Here is a 20974-nt window from a genome sequence, read left to right as displayed (position 1 = left end):
GCGTCCCGTCCGGCCGCGCGGTCCGGCCCGCCGATCGGCCCCCTCACGACGGGATCCGGCCGACCCCGGGTGCCGTTCGTTACCGCGCCCGTCAGCCAATTCTCGCCGATCTTCCGGAAAGACCAGAGAATATTCGACCGAGAATCCTCTTGTGGAATTCACCCGGTCGGCCAGGCGGAAGGACTCCCACCGGTAGTCGTATAAAATTCGCGAACGAGGCAGAGAGTTGGCGCCCCCTTGCACGGATGCGGTCCCCTCTGACCCCGCTAGCAGACAGCGCCGTCCGCATCTTGCCCCCTGCTCTGCTCCACGTCTGTCGAAGGTAGGCGACCCCTATGCCGCTCAGCGTCCTCACGCCCCCCTCCCCGGCTCTGCGCAGCGTCAACGCCGCGCTGAAGTCCTCGACGGCGGTGCGCGGGACCCGTACGCTCGCGCCGGCGTCGGCGGCCGGCCAGGCGGGCGCCACGGACCCGCTGCCGGTGCACGTCCTGGACGGCGTCGGCGCCGCGGACGGCGTACCGCACGCGGCGCTCACCGGCTGGCGGTTCCACCTCGCCGCCGAGGGCCGGGTCGTCGCCGCCGCGGAGGCGCGGATCACGCCGGACGGCTGGGCGTTCTCGCACTTCTCCGAGGGCCCGTACGTCGCCTCCACCCAACGCGCCCTGCGCCAGGCCGAGTCGCTGTCCGCACTCCTCCAGCCGCGGCTGCTGTCCGTGCCCGAGTTGTACATGGTGACGCTCTGGCTGCGCGCCGACGCCGGCGCCCCGGCCGAGTCGGGCACGGTCGACCCGGCCGATCTGCTGGTGCCGCTGGCGCCCGCGCCGCCCGGCATCCGCGCCCACCGCGCTCACCGCGCCGGCGACCTGCTGCCCGCGCTGCGCGACCGGCTGGGCGGGGCGCGGCTCCTCGGCTCCTCCGCCTGATCACGGCGAGGTCACGGTCTGATCACCGCTGTGGACTAGTCCACTCCCGCCGGTGCACCCCCCGAAAGGATGGTCCGGCACCGAGCAACCGACCGCGAGGGTGATGCGTCTTCTGCCCCGGAGACCACCTGCCGGTAAATCCCTGCGAATTGACGCCCGCGGGGGAACACTGGATGCGGAACGAGTCGACACGGGGGCGGCGATGACATCTGCAGACCGCAGGACCGAGACCACGAAACGGCGAGAGAACCCAGCCATGTGCCAGCACGAGCCATCCTGTCCCACCGCCCAGTCCACCGACCGGGAGGCGGCGCGCCCGGTGGCGAACCACCCGGAACAGGGCTGGAGCCTGCTCTGCAACGGCGTTCTGCTGTTCGAGGACACGGGCGAGCTGCTGCCCGACGGCCGGATCATCGCGCCGCACCGGCCGCCGAACGCCGACGACGTGACCGCCGCGGCCTGACGCGGCGTACCGGGCGGACGCGGCCGGCACCCGCCGGCCGGTCCCCCGGACCCACCACACCCGCGCACCACCGCACACGCCACCGGCCCGGCGCGGGGGCGCCGGGCCGGGTGCGCTACGCACGCGGGCGTACGGACGTACCTCAGGCGTCGTATTCGTCCAGCGGGGGGCAGGAGCAGACCAGGTTGCGGTCGCCATAGGCGCCGTCGATCCGGCGCACCGGCGGCCAGTACTTGTCCGCGGGCGCCACCCCGGCCGGGAACACGGCTTCCTCTCGCCCGTACGGGTGCTTCCACTCCCCCGCGAGCTGCGCCGCGGTGTGCGGCGCACCGACCAGCGGGTTGTCGTCCTTGTCCCACTCCCCCGTGCCGACCCGCTCGATCTCCCGCCGGATCGCGATCATCGCCTCGCAGAACCGGTCGAGCTCGCTCAGGTTCTCGCTCTCCGTCGGCTCGATCATCAGCGTCCCGGCCACCGGGAACGACATCGTCGGGGCGTGGAAGCCGTAGTCGATCAGCCGCTTGGCGACGTCGTCGATGGACACCCCGGTGGCCTTGGTCAGCGGCCGCACGTCGACGATGCACTCGTGCGCGACGAGCCCGCCGGGCCCCGTGTACAGCACCGGGAAGTGCGGCTCCAGCCGCTTGGCCACGTAGTTGGCGCCGAGCACCGCGACCTGGCTGGCGCGGCGCAGGCCGCCCTCGCCCATGAGCTTCATGTACGCCCACGAGATCGGCAGGATCCCGGCCGAGCCCCACGGCGCCGCCGAGACCGGGCCCACGCCCGTCTCCGGGCCCGCGGCGGGCTGCAGCGGGTGGTTCGGCAGGTACGGGGCCAGGTGCTCGCGGACCGCGACCGGGCCGACGCCGGGACCGCCGCCGCCGTGCGGGATGCAGAACGTCTTGTGCAGGTTGAGGTGCGAGACGTCGCCGCCGAACTTCCCCGGCCCGGCGAGGCCGACGAGCGCGTTGAGGTTGGCGCCGTCCACGTACACCTGGCCGCCGGCGGCGTGCACGGCGCCGCAGATCTCCGTGATGTGCTCCTCGAACACGCCGTGCGTGGAGGGGTAGGTGACCATGAGCACGGCCAGTTCGTCGCCGTGCTGCTCGATCTTCGCGCGCAGGTCGTCCGCGTCGACCTCGCCGTTCTCCGCGGTCTTCACGACCACGACCTTCATGCCGGCCATCACGGCGGAGGCGGCGTTGGTGCCGTGGGCGGAGGACGGGATGAGGCAGACGGTGCGGCGCTCGTCGCCGTTGGCGCGGTGGTACGCCCGTACGGCCAGCAGGCCCGCCAGCTCGCCCTGCGAGCCGGCGTTGGGCTGGAGGGAGACCTTGTCGTAGCCGGTGACGGCGGCCAGGCCGTCCTCCAGCTCGCGTATCAGGGTCAGGTAGCCCTCGGCCTGGTCGGCGGGCGCGAAGGGGTGCAGGCCGGCGAACTCGGGCCAGGTGACGGCCTCCATCTCGGCGGTCGCGTTGAGCTTCATCGTGCAGGAGCCGAGCGGGATCATGCCCCGGTCCAGCGCGTAGTCCCGGTCGGAGAGCGCGCGCAGGTAGCGCAGCAGGGCGGTCTCGGAGCGGTGCCGGTGGAAGACGGGGTGGGTCAGGTACTCGTCGGTGCGCAGCAGCCCGGCCGGCAGCGTGTCGGCGGTCGCGGCGTCCAGCGCCCCGACGTCCCGGCCGGCGACGCCGAAGGCGTCCCAGACGGCGGACAGGTGCTCGCGGACGGTCGTCTCGTCGCAGGAGATGCCGACGTGGTCGGCGTCGGCGAGGCGGAGGTTGACGCCCGCGTTGCGGGCGCGGGCGGTGACCTCGGCGGCGCGGCCGGGAACGCGCACGGTGACGGTGTCGAAGAACGCGCCGTGCACCACCTCGGCGCCGCCGGCCCTGAGGCCCGCGGCGAGTATCGCGGCGTAGCGGTGGGTGCGCCGGGCGATCGCCGCCAGGCCCTCGGGGCCGTGGTAGACCGCGTACATCGAGGCCATCACCGCGAGCAGCACCTGCGCGGTACAGATGTTGCTGGTGGCCTTCTCGCGGCGGATGTGCTGCTCGCGCGTCTGGAGGGCCAGCCGGTACGCCTGCGCGCCGTCCGCGTCCTTGGAGACGCCGACGAGCCGCCCGGGCAGGCTGCGCGCGAACTTCTCGCGTACGGACATGTAGCCGGCGTGCGGCCCGCCGAAGCCCATCGGGACGCCGAAGCGCTGGCTGGAGCCCACCGCGATGTCGGCGCCGAGCGCCCCGGGCGAGGCCAGCAGGGTCAGCGCCAGCAGGTCGGCGGCGACGGTGACGACGGCGCCCAGGTCGTGCGCCCGCTCGATGACGGGCGCGAGGTCGCGTACGGCACCGGAGGCACCCGGATACTGCAGCAGCACGCCGAAGACGCCGCGCTCGGCGGCCAACGCGGGGATGCCGTCGGCCAGGTCGGCGACGACGACCTCGACGCCGGTCGGCTCGGCGCGGGTGCGCAGCACCGCGACGGTCTGCGGCAGGGTGTCGGCGTCGACCAGGAAGACGCCCTCCTTGACCTTGCCGACGCGCCGGGACAGCGCCATCGCCTCGGCGGCGGCCGTGGCCTCGTCGAGCAGCGAGGCGCCCGCGGTGGGCAGTCCGGTGAGGTCGGAGACGACGGTCTGGAAGTTGAGCAGCGCCTCCAGCCGGCCCTGGGAGATCTCCGGCTGGTACGGGGTGTACGCCGTGTACCAGGCCGGGTTCTCCATGACGTTGCGCAGGATGACGGGCGGCGTGTGGGTGCCGTGGTAGCCGAGGCCGATCATCGAGGTCAGCACCTCGTTGCGCGCGGCCAGCCCGCGCAGCTCGGCCAGCACCCCGGCCTCGGAGCGGGCCTCGGGCAGCGCGAAGGCGCCGGTGCCCTTGATCGAGCCGGGTACGGCGGCGTCGGTCAGCTCGTCCAGCGAGCCGTAGCCGACCTGGGCGAGCATCTTGGCCCGGTCGCCCGCGTCCGGACCGATGTGGCGCTGCTCGAAGGGAGTGCCGCGCTCCAGGGCGGAAAGCGGGATGCGGTGGGCGTTCGTCTCGGACAAGGGGCCTCCTGGTCGCACGGACCTTCGCGGATGCCCCTGGGCGGGCACCCGTACGGCCTCCCCCTCTGTCATCCGGACCTGAGAGCTTCACCGGTACGCCCTGACTGGGCGCGCTCCGGCTTGCACCGTCGGTGAGGAAGGGCCGCGCGGCGGCCCGTCCTGCTTTCCAGAGTGACCTCGTCCGTGCGGTACGTGGGCCTGAGAGATTCCGGGGAGGAGTTGCTCCTTCGGCGCCTCCGGCTGGCGGGCGGAGGACTCTCCCGCACGGGGTCTGCAGCCAAGCTCAGCGTACCAGCGCGCGCCCCGGCGCAGCCCGGCGCGGGCGCCCGCCCCGATGCGCCCGGGCGGCGCCCGCCGAGTGGCCGCCGTGCGCGTTGTGCCGTTACGTGGAGGCAGCGGAGCTGTGACGAGACGTGGGAGGCACCGTGCAGACGGACATCGACCCCCGGAGCCTGATCGGCGTGCGCGCGTACGACAGCAACGGCGACAAGCTCGGGACCGTCGACGAGGTGTACCTCGACGACGCCACCGGCGCCCCGCAGTGGGCGGCGCTGCGCACGGGCCTGTTCCACCGGGACGCGTTCGTGCCGCTGGGGCCGAGCGAGCTGGCCGACGAGGGGCTGCGGGTGCCGTTCGACCGGGCGCTGATCAAGGACGCGCCGGACTTCGGGGTGGGCCGGCACCTCTCCCCCGCGCAGGAACTCCAGCTCTACCACCACTACGGCATGGCGCTGCCGCCGGACGTCGCCAAGACCCAGCCGCATCCGCAGGCGGCGGCGCCGCGTGACCGGGACTTCGGCGAGGTAGCCGGCTCCGACGACTGATCAGCCACCGGGCGCCAGCGGCAGCGGTTCCGCCGGCTCCAGCGCCGGGTCGTCGGCGGCGAACGTACGCACCCGTCCGGGCGCCGAGCCCGGCACCTCGAACCGCACCGTGACCCGGCCGACGCCGCTCCCCTGCACCCAGCCCGCGCCGTGCTCGGCGTGCCGCACGTCCAGCCCCGGCAGCCAGTGCGCGGCCGGCGGCTCCGGCTCCGCCGGGGCGGCCGGCGGGGCCGGCTCCGGTGGCGGCAGCGCCACCGGGCCGTCGGCGTCCACCGGCCCGTGCTGCACGTCCGGCGCCACGCCTGCCTGCGCGAACAGGTCCTCCTGCGTGAAGTCCGCAAGACCGCTCACGCCGACACCCAGCAGCCGCACCCCCGCGGTCGTCTCCACGCTGTCCAGCAGCCGCAGCGCCGCCTCGGTGACCACGGCCGGGTCGTCGGTGGGCCCGCGCAGGGTCTCGGAACGGGTGAGGGTGGAGAAGTCGTACCTGCGGACCTTGAGGACCACCGTGCGGCCGGAGTGCCCCGAACCGCGCAGCCGCGTCACGCACCGCCGCGCCAGCCGCCCGACCTCCGTACGGATGCGTATGCGGTCGGTGAGGTCGACGTCGAAGGTGTCCTCGACGGAGACGGACTTGGTGTCCCGGTCCGCAACCACCGGCCGGTCGTCCACGCCCAGCGCCATCACGTGGATCCCGGTGCCGTGCGCCTTGCCCAGCAGCCGGACCATCTCGTCCTCGCCGGCGTCCGTGACCTCACCGACCGTGGTGATCCCGGCCCGGCGCAGGGCGTCGGCCGTGGCCGGGCCGACGCCCGGCAGCGTACGCACGTTCATCGGCCCCAGCAGCGCCCGCTCGCCGCCCGGCGGGACCACGACGAGACCGTCCGGCTTGGCCAGCTCCGAGGCGACCTTCGCGAGCATCTTGGAGGCGGCGAGCCCGACCGAACCGGTCAGCCCGGTGGCCGCGCGGATGTCCGCGCGCAGCCGCCGCGCCACGCCCCGCAGCGCCTCCTCCTCGGCGGGGGCGCCGCCGGCTTCGAGGTCGACAAAGGCCTCGTCCAGGCTCAGCGGCTCCACCAGCGGCGACAGCTCCCCGAGCAGCGCCATGACCTGGCCGCTGACCTGCTGATAGAGCCGGAAGCGGGGGATGAGGAAGGCGGCGTTGGGGCAGAGCCTGCGGGCCATGCCCATGGCCATCGCCGAGTGCACCCCGAAGACCCGCGCCTCGTACGACGCGGTGGCCACCACGCCGCGCGGGCCCAGGCCGCCGACGATCACGGCCTTGCCCTGCAGGCTCGGCTTGGCGGCCTGCTCGACGGAGGCGTAGAACGCGTCCATGTCCAGGTGCAGGACCGACGGCGCGCTTCTCACACGGTGATGGTCCCCCATGGGTCTGACATCGGCCCGGCAGCGCCCGTACGGCGGCCGTGCCGGCGCCGTACGGGGCGGGGCCGGGGCCGTTCGGCCGGGCGTCAGCCGGCGCGGCTGCGGCGGCGCGCCAGCTCGTCGGCGGCGTTGTGCCCGACCAGCGTCTCGCCGGTGTCGACGCGCTCCGCGTGCAGCTGTGCGAGGGCCGCCCGCACGTCGCTCCAGACCACGCCGACGGCGATGCCGAAGATGCCCTGGCCGCCCTGGAGGAGGTCGACGACCTCGTCCGGGGACGTGCACTCGTAGACCGTGGCGCCGTCGCTGATGAGTGTCATCCGCCGCAGGTCGGCGGTGTCGGTGGCGCGCAGGTGCCGTACGGCCGTCCTGATGCTCTGCAGCGAGACGCCGGTGTCCAGCAGCCGCTTGACGATCTTGAGTACGACGACGTCGTGGAAGCCGTAGAGCCGCTGGGCGCCCGACCCGTGCGCGGCGCGCACGCCGGGCTCGACCAGGCCCGTGCGGGCCCAGTAGTCCAGCTGGCGGTACGTGATGCCGGCGGCTGCGCACGCGGCGGGCCCCCGGTAGCCGACTTCGTCCGGGTCCGCGGCGGCCTCCTGCGGCTGCCTCGCGGGCTCCGTGCCGTGACCGTACAACGGAACAGCTCCGCCCCCTCCGGCCGATCTCCCGCCGCCCGTGACCACCACGCCGACCTCCCGCTCCCTGACCTGCCTCCCGACGGTAGGCAGTCGGCCCGGGCGCGTCAACGAACGCCACACGGGGCACGCCGGGTGCTCATCACCCTACGGGTGGTTTGCCCGGGGCGCCCGTGCGGTAGGCCCGGGCGGGCTACCGCGGGCGGCTGTCACTGGGGGTTCGTACCGAAGTCCTCGGGCGTGATCTGGTCGAGGAACTCGCGGAACTTCTCCACCTCGTCCTCCTGCTCGTCCGGGATCGAGATACCCGCGTCGTTGAGCACTCCTTCGCTGCCGTAGATCGGCGTGCCGGTGCGCAGCGCGAGCGCGATGGCGTCGGAGGGGCGGGCGCTCACCTCGGCACCGCCGGAGAACACCAGCTCGGCGTAGAACACGCCCTCCCGCAGGTCCGTGATCCGCACCTCGGAAAGCTCCTGGCCGACCGCGTCCAGCACGTTCTTGAACAGATCATGGGTCAGCGGGCGCGCGGGGGTCATGCCCTGCTGCGCGAAGGCGATCGCCGTCGCCTCCCCGGGACCGATCCAGATGGGGAGGTACCGGTCGCCGCCCACTTCACGCAGGAGAACGATCGGTTGGTTCGAGGGCATTTCCACCCGGACACCCACAACGTCGAGCTCGTTCACACAGCAACCCTAGGCCGACCCCGGCGGTTTTGGGTAGTCGAGCACGGGACCGGTCAGTTGCCGGCGACCCGCAGTGAGGACCGTACGAGGGTCGTGTGCAGCCGCGCGGACAGCTCGATCAGCCGTTCGGCGGTGGATTCCGCGTGGGCCCGGGTCTGCGGGCTGCGGTGCCGCCGCAGCGGGCCGATGACCTGTTCGACGAGGCCGGCCTCGCGGTCGGCGGCGGCCTTCAGGCCGCGCAGGTGGCGCGCCTGGAGCCCGTAGCTGCCGAGCTCTGCGACCAGGCGGGCGACGGCGGCCGCGTCCGCGTCGTAGAGCCCGTCGGCGTCCGGCGCGACGAGGCCGAACTCCTCCCAGGACGCCAGCTCGTCCTCGCCGACGGCGGCGGTGCGCAGGAGCGTCGCACGGTCGATACGGGGATCGTGCGGGGCATCCGCGGCGGCGGAGGGGGCCCCGGGGGCGCTACCGGGCCCGGGCTCGGCGTCCAACTGCTCGCGGATGACCTTCAGCGGCAGGTAGTGGTCCCGCTGCATGCGCAGGATCCGGGCCAGCCGGTCGACGTCCGCGGCGCCGAACTTGCGGTAGCCGCCCGGCGAGCGCTGCGGCTCGACCAGGCCCTCCGACTCCAGGAAGCGGATCTTGGAGATGGTGACCTCGGGGAACTCCTCGCGGAGCACGGCGAGGACGCCCCCGATGCTCAACTGCCGGTCGCGCGCCCGGCGCCGGTCCGGCCGGTCCGCTTCCGGGGCGGCGGTGCCGCCCCTCGGGGTGTCGCCCATCGCTTCCGTCCCGTGGTCGTGTGCTCCCGCCGTCAGGCGGCGCGCCGACTGGCGAAGAAAACCAGCCGGAACTTCCCGATCTGCACCTCGTCCCCGCTGGTCAGCTCGATCTCGTCGATCCGCTCGCGGTTGACGTACGTGCCGTTGAGGCTGCCGACGTCGGCGACCGAGAACCGGCCGTCAGGGGTCCGGCGGAACTCCACGTGCCGCCGGGAGACCGTGACGTCGTCCAGGAAGATGTCGCTCTGCGGGTGGCGCCCGACCGTGGTCAGCTCGCTGTCCAGCAGGAACCGGGCCCCCGAGTTGGGGCCGCGGCGGACGACGAGCAGCGCGGAGCCGGGCGGCAGCGCGTCGACGGCAGCCTGCGCCTCGGACGACAGCGGCGGCAGCGTCTGCCCGCCACCGCTGGCGACCTCGGCCTCGTATGCCTCAAGGCCCGAGATGGAGATCGTGGTGGTGGTCTCCGAGGGGCGCTCGGCCACACCTGCCCGCAGCGGCGCACCGCAGTTGGAGCAGAACCGGCTCGCCTGGGCGTTGCGGGCCCCGCACCTGTTGCATACCGGCAGGTCCATGGACTGCGCCTCCTGCTGCGGAGCGCCCGCAGCGGCGTCGGGCGGATGCGAGCCGGGGGCGAACCCTCCACCCGCACTTGAGGTTGATGGTTCCCCGAAACCTATGCGGCCCGACGAGGCAGGGTCAACATAAGACTCGCCCGGAGCGCCCGGAATGTCGCCGGGCGGCGGCGCCTGATCCCGGTACAGGGCGCGCTCGCCGGCCTCGCCGCCCTGGGACGCGGCGCGGTGCCGACCCGGCCGATCCGCCGAGCCCCTCCCGAACAACTTAGCGAACAACTTCACGGGCGATTTCCCCTTGACCGTCGGACAGGCCCGTGCTCGAGCAGATCACTCGACACGCGCATCAGCGGCACCGGACATTCACTGAACGTCCACAACCCCCGGACAGTTTCCCTCACGCGACAGCAGCCGATGCGTCGACCCCCCGTAACCTTGAGGTCACGACGACGACCGAGCGTAGTCAGGCCGCTTCTCCCGCCGCAAGGCGTCCACGAGGACCGTGTCCCGGGGCTCGATGGACACCGTAGCCTGCTCCTCCTCCATGGTCTGAACCACCCCACCGGGGATGTTCAGCGCGGGCTCCAGATCCTCGGCGCGGCCGATCACGCGGAAGACGTACGGCTGGGAGACCGTGCGGCCGTCGATCGCCACGTCGTTCTCGCCGGAGTCGGCGAAGTGCGTGCCTGCGACCACGCGGACGCCGTTGATCTGGATCGCCTCCGCGCCGGCCGCGCGCAGCTCCTGGATCGTGTCGAGCAGCATGTCCGCCTCCACCGCCCCCTCGGAGCCGGCCCCCTCGGGACCGCGGACGGTGATCTCGATGCCGGGGCCCTCGGCGGCGACGGTGCCCGCCAGCACGCCGAGCTGGCGCTCCTTGGCCTCCGTCTGGCGGCGCGCCTCCTCGGCCTGGTCGGAGCTGTTCTCCAGCTCCGCCTTCTGGTCCTCCAGCCGCTCGCGCTCGTCCTCCAGACGCTGGGTGCGGTCGTCCAGCTCGTCCAGGATCCGTACGAGGTCCTCCTGCCGCGCGCCGCGCAGCGCGCTGGACTCGCCGGTGGAGCGGACCTGGATGGCCAGGCCCAGACCGAGTACGAACAGCAACAGGGCGACGATCAGTTGGGAGCGGGTCAGCCGGGGCGGCCACACGGAGTCGGCCAGGCGGCGCCTGCCGGCGCCGAGCGACGGCTCGGGCGGGGCGGGCGGTCCGGGTGGCTCGGGGGGCGCGGAGCGGTCCGCGGGCGCCGTGCGCCCGGGCGGCGGGGCCCCGGGGAGCTGCGGCGCGGGCGGCCGCTGCTGCACGGGGGGCCGCTGCTGGGCGGGGAGTTGCTGCTGCGTACGGGGTTGCTGCTGCGCCGGGGGCCGTTGCTGTCCGGGGGGTTTGCGCAGCGGCTGCTGTGCGGGCGGCTGCGGCTCCTCGGGCGGCTGCGGGGGCTGCCGGCGCGGCGGCTGGGGCGGTTGCTCGCGGGAGGCGTGCCGGGGCGGCTGCGCCGGCCCCTGCTCGCGCGAGCGGCGCGGCGGCGGGTGCTCGCGGGACGCGTGGCGCGGCGGCTGGTGCCTGGGTGCCGGCGGGCGCGGGGGCGCGGGAGGCGGCCCGGGCGGTACGCCGGGCGTGCCCTCGGGGTACGCGGCGGGCGGGTCGCCGGGGCGCGGGGAGTTCGCGGGAGTCTCGTCGGACACGTGCATCACGCCTGGAAGACATGCCGCCGGATGGCGGCGGCGTTCGAGAAGATCCGGATGCCCAGGACGACCACGACGCCCGTGGAGAGCTGCGCGCCGACGCCCAGCTTATCGCCGAGGAAGACGATCAGCGCGGCCACGACGACGTTCGACAGGAACGACACCACGAAGACCTTGTCGTCGAAGATCCCGTCGAGCATGGCACGCAGCGCCCCGAAGACCGCGTCGAGCGCGGCGACGACGGCGATGGGCAGGTACGGCTCCAGGCCCGCCGGCACCACGGGCTGGACCACGAGGCCCATGACGATGCCCGCGACGAGGCCCAGTACGGCGATCACGAGGGGTTGTTCTCCTTCGGTTCTGCGTGGCGTAGGGACAGGCCGGTGGCGGCCGGCAGCCGGAGGTCTTCACGTGTGGAGATCCCGGCCCTGATGCCGTAGTTGTCCTGGAGCACCTCCAGGTAGCGGCCGTCCGCGTTGTCGCGGAACCGCTCCAGGAGGCGCTCGCCGTCGCCGATGGCCAGCACCGTGTACGGCGGTGCCAGCGGGCGGTTGTCGACGAGGATGGCGTCGCCCGCGGCGCGGATCGCGGACAGCGCGGTGAGGCGGCGGCCGTTGACGGAGACGGCCTCGGCGCCGGCGAGCCAGAGGCCGTTGACGATGCGCTGGAGGTCGCGGTCGCGTACGCGGCCGTCGTCGGCGAAGCTCGTGGAGCTGCGCGGGCCGCCGGTCGCGCCGGTGCCCGCATCGGCGGCGTCGTCGACCACGAGGCGTACGCCGGGGCCCTCCGCCTCGGCGGCCCCGGCCAGCAGCGCGAGCAGGGCGGCCTCGTCGCTTCCGCTCTCCTCCAGCGCCTCGCGCTGCCGGTCGGCGACCTCGCGGTGCAGTTTCTCGATCGTGCGGTCGAGGTCGTCCGCCGCGGCGGTACGGTCCTCGACCCGCTCGATCAGCTCCTCGCGCTCGCGGGCGAGGTCCGGTGCCTCGATGCGCGCCTCGGCGGCGCCGACGGTGAGCACCAGGGCGGTCAGCACCAGGCCGACGGCCAGCCAGGCGCGCCCGCGCAGGCGCTGCGGCAGCCGCTCGCCGCGCGGGCGTACGCCGTGACGCGCGGCGGCCTCGGCGTACCCGTCGTCCAGGCTGTGGTCCATCAGCCGGGTCAGCAGCGACATGGAGGCGTCCGGACGGGGGCGCGCCGGGGCGCTGCTCCGTTCGGGGGGCTGCTGCGGCATGCCGGACATCGTTGCACGCCGGGAGCCCTTATGGTGCCGCGACCCCTGGGTTGGGTGAACTCTCGCTCCGCTGTGCCCGCGTCAGTCGGCGCTCCCGTCGACGACCGCCGCCCACTCGTCGAGCAGGGCTTCGGCGGACGCCTGGTCGGGGCCCTCGGCCCACAGGTGCGTGACCGCCTCGGCGCGGTCCGGCAGCACCAGCACCCAGCGGCCGTCGGCCTCCACCACGCGGACGCCGTCGGTGGTGTCGACCTCCCGGGAGCCCGCGGCCTCCACCACCCGGCGCATGACCATGCCCTTGACGGCCCACGGCGTGGCCAGGTCGCGGCCGAGCACGTACGCCTGCGGGATGCGGGCGTCGATCTGGCTGAGGGTGAGCTGCGTGCGCGCGACCAGGCCGGTGAGCCGGGCGAACGCGGCGGCGCCGTCGAAGACGGAGGAGAACTCCGGGACGATGAAGCCGCCGCGGCCGTCGCCGCCGAAGACCGTGCCGTCCATCCGCGCCACCCGGGCGAGGTCGTCGGGCGACGTGGTCGTCCACTCCACCTGTGTGCCGTGGTACGCGGCCACCTGCTCTGCGATACGCGTCGTCGTCACCGGCATCGCCACCCGGCCGCTGCGCCGCTCCGCCGCGACCAGGTCCAGCATCACGAGCAGTGCCCGGTCGTCCTCGACGATCCGGCCCTTCTCGTCGACCAGCGAGATGCGCTCGCCGACGGGGTCGAAGCGCACGCCGAAGGCGGCGCGCGCGGACGAGACGATCTCGCCGAGGCGCACGAGGCCGGCGCGGCGCGACTGCGGCGTCTCGGTCGGGCGGGACTCGTCCAGGCCGGGGTTGATGGTGAGCGCGTCCACGCCGAGGCGGCCGAGGAGGCTCGGGAGGACCAGGCCGGCGCTGCCGTGCGAGGCGTCGACGACGACCTTCAGGCCGGCCTCGGCGATGCCGGCGGTGTCCACGGCGCGCAGCAGCGAGCCGGTGTAGGAGTCGAAGACGCTGGCGGGGAAGCTCAGGTCGCCGATCTCGCCGGGGAACGCGCGGCGGTACTCCTGGCGGGCGTAGACGCGGTCGAGCTTGCGCTGGGCGGCCTGGGAGAGGTCGGCGCCGCGCTCGTCGAGGAACATGATGTCGACGGAGTCCTGTACGCCGGGGGTGGTGCGGATCATGATGCCGCCGGCGCTGCCGCGCGCGGTCTGCTGCCGGGCCACGGGCAGCGGCACGTTCTCCAGGTCCCGTACGTCTATGGCACTCGCCTGGAGCGCGGAGATCACCGCGCGCTTGAGCGCCCGGGCGCCGCGGGAGTGGTCGCGGGCGGTGGTGACGCTGGAGCCCTTCTTCAGGGTGGTGGCGTACGCGCCGGCCAGCCGGACGGCCAGCTCGGGGGTGATCTCGACGTTGAGGATGCCGGAGACGCCGCGGGCGCCGAAGAGGTGGGCCTGACCGCGCGACTCCCAGATCACCGAGGTGTTGACGAACGCGCCCGCTTCGATGGTCTTGAAGGGGTAGACCCGCACATTGCCCTGGATGATCGATTCTTCGCCGATCAGGCACTCGTCGCCGATGACCGCGCCGTCCTCGATCCGCGCCGCGCGCATGACGTCGGTGTTCTTGCCGATGACGCAGCCGCGGAGGTTGGTGTGGCCGCCGACGTAGACGTTGTCGTGGATGACGGCGCGGTGCAGGAACGCGCCCTGCTTGACGACGACGTTGGAGCCGAGCACGGAGTGCTCGCGGACCTCGGCGCCCTGCTCGACCTTGGCGTAGTCGCCGATGTAGAGCGGGCCGCGCAGGACGGCCTCGGGGTGCACCTCGGCGCCCTCGGCGATCCAGACGCCGGGTGAGATCTCGAAGCCGTCGAGGTCGAGGTCGACCTTGCCCTCCAGCACGTCGGCCTGCGCCTTGACGTAGCTCTCGTGGGTGCCGACGTCCTCCCAGTAGCCTTCCGCCACATAGCCGTAGATCGGCTTGCCGTCCTTCATCAGCTGCGGGAAGACGTCACCGGACCAGTCGACCGAGGTGTCCGCCTCGACGTAGTCGAAGACCTCGGGCTCCATCACGTAGATGCCGGTGTTGACGGTGTCGGAGAAGACCTGGCCCCAGGTGGGCTTCTCCAGGAACCGCTCGACCTTGCCCTCCTCGTCGACGATGGTGATGCCGAACTCCAGCGGGTTGGGGACCCTGGTGAGGCAGACGGTGACCAGCGCGCCCTTCTCGCGGTGGAACGCGATCAGGTCGGTGAGGTCGAAGTCGGTGAGCGCGTCGCCGGAGATGACCAGGAACGAGTCGTCCTTCAGCGCCTCCTCGGCGTTCTTCACGCTGCCGGCGGTGCCCAGTGGACGGTCCTCGTTGGCGTACGAGAGCTCCATGCCGAGCTCTTCGCCGTCCCCGAAGTAGTTCCGCACCAGGGAGGCGAGGAACTGGACGGTCACCACCGTCTCCGTGAGCCCGTGGCGTTTGAGCAGCCGCAGGACGTGCTCCATGATCGGCCGGTTCACCACCGGCAGCAGGGGCTTGGGCATGCTCGCGGTCATGGGGCGCAGGCGGGTGCCTTCGCCCCCAGCCATCACGACGGCCTTCATATCGGAAGCGTCCTCCTTGGGCGTGAGACGGCGATGCCGGCTGCCGCCTAGTCGGGGGTGGTGTCCGCGCGGGCGTCCCCTCGGATGAGACGGCGCACCTGAACGAGGTAGAGGCCGCCGGCCCACCAGTACAGCGCTGTACCCCAGCCGGCGAACGCCCATCCGAAAATAGCAGAGAGTGACGACACCCATCCACTTGCGTCACTGAGGAGGAGCAACGGGAAGGCGTACATCAGACAGAAGGTGGCGGACTTGCCGAGAAAGTTCACCTGCGGCGGCGGGTAGCCGTGGCGGCCGAGCATCCAGACGGCCGCGCCGACGATCGCGTCGCGGGAGAGCAGCAGGACGGTCAGCCACAGCGGCAGGATCTCCCGCCAGGTCAGGCCGACGAGCGTGGCCAGGATGTAGAGCCGGTCGGCGGCCGGGTCCAGGATGCGGCCCAGGTTCGAGACCTGGTTCCAGCGGCGGGCGAGCTTGCCGTCGAGGTAGTCGCTGATGCCGCTGAAGGCGAGGATCGCCAGCGCCCATCCGTCGGCGTTGGGGCCGTCGAACTCGGGCCAGAGGATGAGCCACAGGAAGACGGGCACCAGGACGAGCCGGGACATGCTGAGGAGGTTGGGAACGGTGAAGATCTGGTCCGTCCGCTGAGTCTCCTGGACCTCCACCCGCCTGCCTCCCCGTCCGTTCCCGCCGGTCCCGCCAGACGCGCCGACGATGCGCTCTGACCTTACCTGCAGGCGCGAACGGCCCTGCGCGCAGGCCGGGTCGGCGGCCGGCGCGGGGGCGGGGGCGGTCCACGGGGCGGGGTGCCGCCCCGTGGACCGCTCCGGGGCCGGTCCGGGGGCCGCGGGGCGGCTTCGCCCCGGCGGGTCCGCTCGGCACGGAATGGCAAATTCCGATTGGTTACGCTTCAGGAGCGGCGCGGCCCCCACGGACGCGGGCGGCGCCGACCCCCCGCTGTCTTCTGGAGGCCCCGGCATGACCCAAGTCTCGTCCTCCCTCACCGGCCGCGCCATCGGGCTCGCCGGTGGTGGCGCTGGACGCGGACGGGGGCGCGCTGTCCGCGGTGGCGGAGGACGGGGAGATCAAGGCCGGCGAGGCGCTGTTCACCTGGGGGTGACGAGCCGGCGGTGACCATCCGGCGGGCCCCGGTGCCGCGGCCCGTGCGCGTACGACAGCCGCGGCGGGACGCCGCCGCGCACTTGCGGAAGACTGGTGACATGGAGACGACGACCCTGCGAGGCGTCGGCGTGAGCCACGGGGTGGCGATCGGCGAGGCCCGGCACATGGGCACGGCGGTGCTCGAACCGCCGGCGAAGCAGATTCCCGCGGCGGAGGCACCGCGCGAGCAGGAGCGGGTGCGCAAGGCCGTGGAGGCGGTGGCCGCCGACCTGGTGGCGCGCGGCAACCTGGCCGGCGGCGAGGCGCAGGCGGTGCTGGAAGCGCAGGCCATGATCGCGCAGGATCCGGAGCTGGCGGCGGACGTGGAACGGCGGATCGCGGTGGGCTCCTCGGCCGAGCGCGCCGCGTACGACGCCTTCGCGGCCTACCGCGAACTGCTCGCCGGCGCCGGGGAGTACATGGCCGGGCGGGTCGCCGACCTGGACGACGTACGCAACCGGATCGTGGCCCGGCTGCTGGGCGTACCGATGCCCGGGGTGCCGGACAGCGACGAGCCGTACGTGCTGATCGCCCGCGACCTGGCGCCCGCCGACACCGCCCTTCTCGACCCCTCGCTCGTCCTCGGCTTCGTCACCGAGGAGGGCGGGCCGACGAGCCACAGCGCGATCCTCGCCCGCGCGCTCGGCGTGCCGGCGGTGGTGGCGCTGCCGGGCGCCGGGGAGCTGGCCGAGGGGACGGTCGTCGCCGTCGACGGCTCGACCGGCGAGGTGTTCGTCGAGCCCGGGCCGGAGAAGCGCGCGGAGATGGAGCAGGTGGCCGCCGAGCGCAAGGCGGCGCTCGCGGCCGTCACCGGCCCCGGGGCGACCTCCGACGGGCACAAGGTGCCGCTGCTGGCGAACGTCGGCGGCCCGGCGGACGTGCCGGCGGCCGTCGCGGCGGGCGCGGAGGGCGTGGGCCTGTTCCGCACGGAGTTCCTCTTCCTGGACGACAGCCGGACGGCGCCTTCGGAGGAGGCGCAGATCGAGGCGTACCGCCAGGTGCTGAAGGCGTTCCCGGAGGGGCGGGTCGTCGTACGCGTCCTGGACGCGGGCGCCGACAAGCCGCTGGAGTTCCTCACCCCGGCGGACGAGCCGAACCCGGCGCTGGGCGTCCGCGGGCTGCGCTCGCTGCTGGCCCACCCCGACGTGCTGCGCACGCAGCTCACCGCGCTGTCCAAGGCGGTGGCCGGGCTGCCGGTCTACCTGGAGGTGATGGCGCCGATGGTGGCGGACCGCCAGGACGCCGCGGACTTCGCGGCGGCGTGCCGCGACGCGGGGCTGCCGGCGAAGGCGGGGGCCATGGTGGAGATCCCGGCGGCGGCGCTGCGGGCCCGGGCGATCCTCCAGGAGGTCGAGTTCCTCTCGCTGGGCACGAACGACCTGGCGCAGTACGCCTTCGCCGCCGACCGCGAGGTCGGGGCGGTGTCGCGGCTGCAGGACCCGTGGCAGCCGGCGCTGCTGGACCTGGTGTCCTTCGCGGCGGAGGGCGCCAAGGCGGAGGGCAAGAGCTGCGGCGTGTGCGGCGAGGCGGCCTCCGATCCGCTGCTGGCGTGTGTGCTGACGGGGCTGGGGGTCACGTCGCTGTCGATGGGCGCCGCGGCGATCCCCTACGTCCGGGCGACGCTGGCGAAGCACACGCTGGCGCAGTGCGAACGGGCGGCGTCCGCGGCCCGGGCGGCGGACACGGCGGAGGAGGCCAGGGAGGCGGCCCGGACGGTCCTGTCCGGCGAGTAGGACGGCTGCCTGCGGCCCGCCGGCATCCCGCCCCCTCATCGGTGGCAGCCCTTCTCCGGGCGGAGCAGCGGGACGCCGGGGCGGTACTCCACGCCCGGTTCCGGCGGGAGGGGGGCACCGGTTCTCGCGTCGGTGCAGTACGCCGCGTAGACCTCCTTCTCCGTCAGCGGCTCCAGCCAGCCGTCCCGCAGCCGCCAGCCCCGCACCGACTCCGCCCCGGCCCGCGTCGTCCTGGCCACCACGCCGCCCGTCCCCGACGTGGCGATCCCCGCCGCCAGCACCAGCCGCAGCGCCTCCGCGTCCGGCGTACGCAGCCGGGGCGGCCCTCCGGCGGCCGGCGGCTCCGCGCTGCGGGCGACCGCGACGAGCGGGAAGCCTGCCGAGCGGACCGTGCCCACCACGTGCTGCGCATCCGGGCCCAGGGCTTCCGCCAGGCGGTCGACCAGCACGCCCGAGCGGGCCAGCGCCGCGTCCGCGCGGTGCTCGCCGCAGTCCTCGCACCGGCCCGCCGCCGCCAGCAGTGCCGCCGCACGCTCGCGGGAGCGGCTGCGGGCCGCCGCGTCGAGCAGTTGGGGCACCAGCCGGTCCATCGGCTGTCCCCCGTACGGCACCGCGGGGCCGCGGGCGGCGGCCTCCGCTACATAGCGGCAGCGGCTCGCCGGGGTGTCCGGGTCCAGCTCCCGTTCCGCGCAGAAGTGCGCGAAGCCGGGCGGGTCGAAGAGCGCCACCGCCGTGTACGCCCCCTGTGCGGCCCGGGCCCGCAGCACGCCCTCCACCTGCCGCAGATACGCCGCGTGGTCGTCGAACAGAAAGCTCGCATACCGCCGCATCGCCGCGAAGTCCGCGGCATCCGCCAGCAGCCCCACCGCACTCGGCATCTCCCGGCGCAGCAGCCGGGCGTCCGTCCTCGTACGCGCCATGACTCCCCCTCTACGGAGCGCAACCAATCGCTACGCACCGTAGTCGAGGGGTCTGACAATCGCCGCGGTCAGCTCCGCGAGCGCGCCAGCCGCTCGTAGAAGGCCAGCAGCTCCACCCGGTCCACCGACCCGGGGTTGACCGCCTTCTCCAGCGGCGTGCCCTGGAGGATCCGCTTGACCGGGACTTCCAGCCGCTTGCCGGTCAGCGTGTGCGGCACGCCCTCGACCTCGATCACCTCGTCCGGCACGTGCCGCGGCGAGCACTGCCGGCGCAGCGCGTCGCGGATCCGGTCCCGCAGTCCCTCGTCCAGCCGTGCGCCGTCGGCCAGTTGGACGAAGAGCGGCATCCAGTACCCGCCGTCCGGCAGCTCCACCCCGATCACCAGCGACTCCCGGACCTCCGGCAGCCGCTCCACCACCTCGTAGATGTCCGCCGACCCCATCCGCACGCCCTGCCGGTTCAGCGTCGAGTCGGAGCGGCCGTGGATGACGACCGAGCCGCGGGAGGTGAGCGTGATCCAGTCGCCGTGGCGCCAGACTCCGGGGTACGTGGAGAAGTAGCTGTCCCGGTAGCGCTCGCCGTCCGGGTCGTTCCAGAACCGCACGGGCATCGACGGCATCGGCTGCGCCACCACCAGCTCGCCCACCTCGTCCGTCACCGGCTCCCCCGCCGGGTCCCACGCCTGCAGATCCGTGGCCAGGCCTGCCGCCTGCAGTTCGCCGATGTGCACCGGCAGCGTCGGCACCGCGCCGGCGAAGCAGCTGCACACGTCCGTGCCGCCGCTGACCGACGCGATCCACATGTCCGCGGGCCCGGAGGGCCCGGAACCGTGGAACTCGTCGTGGATCCACCGGAAGCCGTCCGGCGGCAGCGGCGAGCCCGTCGTGGCCACGCACCGCACCCGGGTCAGGTCCAGGTCGCGGCCCGGGTGCACGTCCGCCTTGCGGCAGGCCATGACGTACGCCGCGGAGGTGCCGAAGAACGTCGCCCCCGTGCGCTCCGCGACCCGCCACTGACCCGCGACGTCGGGGTGGCCGGGGCTGCCGTCGTACGTGATGACCGTGGCGCCCACCAGCAGGCCGGAGACGAGGAAGTTCCACATCATCCAGCCGGTGGAGGTGTACCAGAAGAAGCGGTCGCCGGGGCCGAGGTCGCAGTGCAGCGCGAGCTGCTTGAGGTGCTCCAGCAGGATGCCGCCCTGGGACTGCACGATCGCCTTGGGCAGGCCGGTGGTGCCGGAGGAGTACAGCACCCACAGCGGGTGGTCGAAGGGCACCTGCTCGAAGACCGGCTCGGCGCCGGTGGCCACCAGCGCGTCCCACTCCAGGGCGCCTTCGGGAGCCGGGGTGCCGAGCAGCGGGACGTGGACGACGGCGCGCAGGGAGGGCAGTTCGCGGCGCAGTTCCGCGACGGTCTCGCGGCGGTCGTGCTCCTTGCCGCCGTAGCGGTAGCCGTCGACGGTGACGAGCACCACCGGCTCCACCTGGCGGAAGCGGTCCAGAACGCTGCGGGCGCCGAAGTCCGGGGAGCAGGACGTCCACACGGCGCCGACGGCCGCGGTCGCCAGCAGCGCCACGGCCGCCTGCGGGATGTTCGGCAGGTACGCGCCCACGCGGTCCCCGGGCCGCACGCCGAGCCGGCGCAGCTCCGCCGCCAGCGAGCCGACCTGCGCCCGCAGCTCCGCCCGGCTCACGGGCTGCGGCTCGCCGCCCTCGGCGACGTGCAGCAGCGCCGGTCCGGTGGCGGTGGTCTCACGCAGCGCGTGCTCGGCGTAGTTGAGCCGGGCGCCGGGGAACCAGCGGGCACCCGGCATCGCGGCGTCCGCGAGGACGGTCTCGTAGGGGGTGGAGAACCGGACGTCGAACCACTCGGCCGCCGCCCGCCAGAACCGCTCCAGGCCGCCGTCCGGCGCCACCGACCAGCGGTGCAGCGCCGCGTAGTTCGCCTCCGGGTCGCCGGGCACGGGCTCCGGCGCGCCGTGGTGCGCGGCGGCCCAGCGGTGGAAGCGGGTGAGCTGCGCCTGCTCGATGCGCTCCGGGCCGGGGCGCCACAGCGCCGCGGGCGGCTCGGGCCGCGCGGACGACTCGGGGGCCACGGACGGCACGGACGGTTCGGTGGGCGGCTGGCTCGGCATGGCGTGACTCCCGTGGTACGGCATCCGCATGAGGGTCTGTGCCGCCGCCGGCCCGGTGGGGCGGCCGCGGCACTCGTGGAGCGCGCGGCGAGGGTGGGCCGGTGCTCCGGTGAGACGATGCCACGTGATCGAATGCGGCACCAGTACGACCCGGCCCCGCCGTCGAACGGCGTGCACGGGGGGTGCGTGTTCGCACTCCCGGTGAACAGCGGTTGAACTCTCTCGCTCGCCGTGGTGT

At 73.9% G+C, this 20974-nt stretch carries 17 protein-coding genes and 1 riboswitch; of the genes, 4 read left to right on the top strand and 13 right to left on the bottom strand.

Annotated elements, in window-relative coordinates; all coding sequences use genetic code 11:
• The first annotated feature begins 335 nt into the window (after window positions 1-335).
• Both LG396_RS17890 and LG396_RS17885 read left to right on the top strand, forming a co-directional pair.
• The gene (locus tag LG396_RS17890) at window positions 336-923 is read left to right on the top strand and encodes a hypothetical protein (protein ID WP_018837861.1); all 588 of its coding nucleotides are present in this window, start codon (window positions 336-338) and stop codon (window positions 921-923) included.
• A gap of 256 nt (window positions 924-1179) precedes the next feature.
• Window positions 1180-1386, top strand: a complete 207-nt coding sequence (locus tag LG396_RS17885) for a DUF5999 family protein (protein ID WP_018837862.1) — start codon at window positions 1180-1182, stop codon at window positions 1384-1386.
• Between the two features lie 142 nt (window positions 1387-1528).
• Here LG396_RS17885 and gcvP read toward each other — a convergent pair whose 3' ends face one another.
• Window positions 1529-4426: an aminomethyl-transferring glycine dehydrogenase gene (gene gcvP / locus LG396_RS17880; RefSeq protein WP_225795491.1), complete on the bottom strand. Its 2898-nt coding sequence runs from the start codon at window positions 4424-4426 to the stop codon at window positions 1529-1531.
• Window positions 4427-4602: 176 nt separating this feature from the next.
• Window positions 4603-4699, bottom strand: a riboswitch (glycine riboswitch).
• 152 nt (window positions 4700-4851) lie between these two features.
• On the opposite strand from gcvP, the gene LG396_RS17875 reads away from it, so the two are divergent.
• Window positions 4852-5250, top strand: a complete 399-nt coding sequence (locus tag LG396_RS17875; RefSeq protein WP_225795490.1) for a PRC-barrel domain-containing protein — start codon at window positions 4852-4854, stop codon at window positions 5248-5250.
• On the opposite strand, the gene LG396_RS17870 is transcribed toward LG396_RS17875, so the two are convergent.
• The 10 genes from LG396_RS17870 to clsA all read right to left on the bottom strand — a co-directional run bounded on the left by LG396_RS17870 (window position 5251) and on the right by clsA (window position 15452).
• On the bottom strand, window positions 5251-6621 hold the full coding sequence (locus LG396_RS17870) for a DNA polymerase IV (RefSeq protein ID WP_100298110.1): 1371 nt from the start codon (window positions 6619-6621) through the stop codon (window positions 5251-5253).
• Window positions 6622-6722: 101 nt separating this feature from the next.
• Complete coding sequence (locus LG396_RS17865) at window positions 6723-7271, bottom strand: MerR family transcriptional regulator (protein WP_018853112.1); 549 nt, start codon at window positions 7269-7271, stop codon at window positions 6723-6725.
• Window positions 7272-7480: 209 nt separating this feature from the next.
• Window positions 7481-7954 carry a bifunctional nuclease family protein gene (locus LG396_RS17860; protein WP_026276413.1) on the bottom strand — a complete coding sequence of 158 codons (474 nt, stop codon included), beginning with the start codon at window positions 7952-7954 and terminating at the stop codon, window positions 7481-7483.
• Window positions 7955-8007: 53 nt separating this feature from the next.
• A complete protein-coding gene (gene ftsR, locus LG396_RS17855; protein WP_225795489.1) occupies window positions 8008-8733 on the bottom strand; it encodes a transcriptional regulator FtsR in 726 nt (241 codons plus the stop codon).
• Window positions 8734-8765: 32 nt separating this feature from the next.
• Window positions 8766-9590, bottom strand: a complete 825-nt coding sequence (locus tag LG396_RS17850) for a double zinc ribbon and FHA domain-containing protein (protein ID WP_186543180.1) — start codon at window positions 9588-9590, stop codon at window positions 8766-8768.
• Window positions 9591-9746: 156 nt separating this feature from the next.
• Window positions 9747-10604 (bottom strand): DUF881 domain-containing protein, encoded by an 858-nt coding sequence (locus LG396_RS17845; RefSeq protein ID WP_225795555.1) that lies wholly within the window; start codon window positions 10602-10604, stop codon window positions 9747-9749.
• A 383-nt stretch (window positions 10605-10987) separates the two neighbouring features.
• Window positions 10988-11320: a small basic family protein gene (locus LG396_RS17835; RefSeq protein WP_027744874.1), complete on the bottom strand. Its 333-nt coding sequence runs from the start codon at window positions 11318-11320 to the stop codon at window positions 10988-10990.
• A complete protein-coding gene (locus LG396_RS17830; RefSeq protein WP_225795488.1) occupies window positions 11317-12210 on the bottom strand; it encodes a DUF881 domain-containing protein in 894 nt (297 codons plus the stop codon). The genes LG396_RS17835 and LG396_RS17830 overlap by 4 nt, the downstream gene beginning before the upstream one ends.
• An 81-nt stretch (window positions 12211-12291) precedes the next feature.
• The gene (locus LG396_RS17825; protein ID WP_225795487.1) at window positions 12292-14787 is read right to left on the bottom strand and encodes a mannose-1-phosphate guanyltransferase; all 2496 of its coding nucleotides are present in this window, start codon (window positions 14785-14787) and stop codon (window positions 12292-12294) included.
• A 47-nt stretch (window positions 14788-14834) separates the two neighbouring features.
• The gene (clsA, locus tag LG396_RS17820; RefSeq protein ID WP_225795486.1) at window positions 14835-15452 is read right to left on the bottom strand and encodes a cardiolipin synthase ClsA; all 618 of its coding nucleotides are present in this window, start codon (window positions 15450-15452) and stop codon (window positions 14835-14837) included.
• A gap of 555 nt (window positions 15453-16007) precedes the next feature.
• On the opposite strand from clsA, the gene ptsP reads away from it, so the two are divergent.
• Complete coding sequence (gene ptsP, locus LG396_RS17815) at window positions 16008-17681, top strand: phosphoenolpyruvate--protein phosphotransferase (protein WP_100298114.1); 1674 nt, start codon at window positions 16008-16010, stop codon at window positions 17679-17681.
• Between the two features lie 35 nt (window positions 17682-17716).
• Here the strand turns inward: ptsP and LG396_RS17810 are convergent, their stop codons facing one another.
• Entirely contained in the window at window positions 17717-18601 is an 885-nt protein-coding gene (locus LG396_RS17810; RefSeq protein WP_225795485.1) for a DUF8829 domain-containing protein, read from the bottom strand.
• Window positions 18602-18669: 68 nt separating this feature from the next.
• On the bottom strand, window positions 18670-20736 hold the full coding sequence (locus LG396_RS17805) for an acetoacetate--CoA ligase (RefSeq protein WP_225795484.1): 2067 nt from the start codon (window positions 20734-20736) through the stop codon (window positions 18670-18672).
• Between the last annotated feature and the right edge of the window lie 238 nt (window positions 20737-20974).

It is taken from the genome of Streptomyces aculeolatus, from assembly GCF_020400605.1.
GTDB classification, from domain to species: domain Bacteria; phylum Actinomycetota; class Actinomycetes; order Streptomycetales; family Streptomycetaceae; genus Streptomyces; species Streptomyces aculeolatus.
Note: the sequence above shows the minus strand (reverse complement) of the source record. Positions and strands in the feature narration are given on the sequence as shown.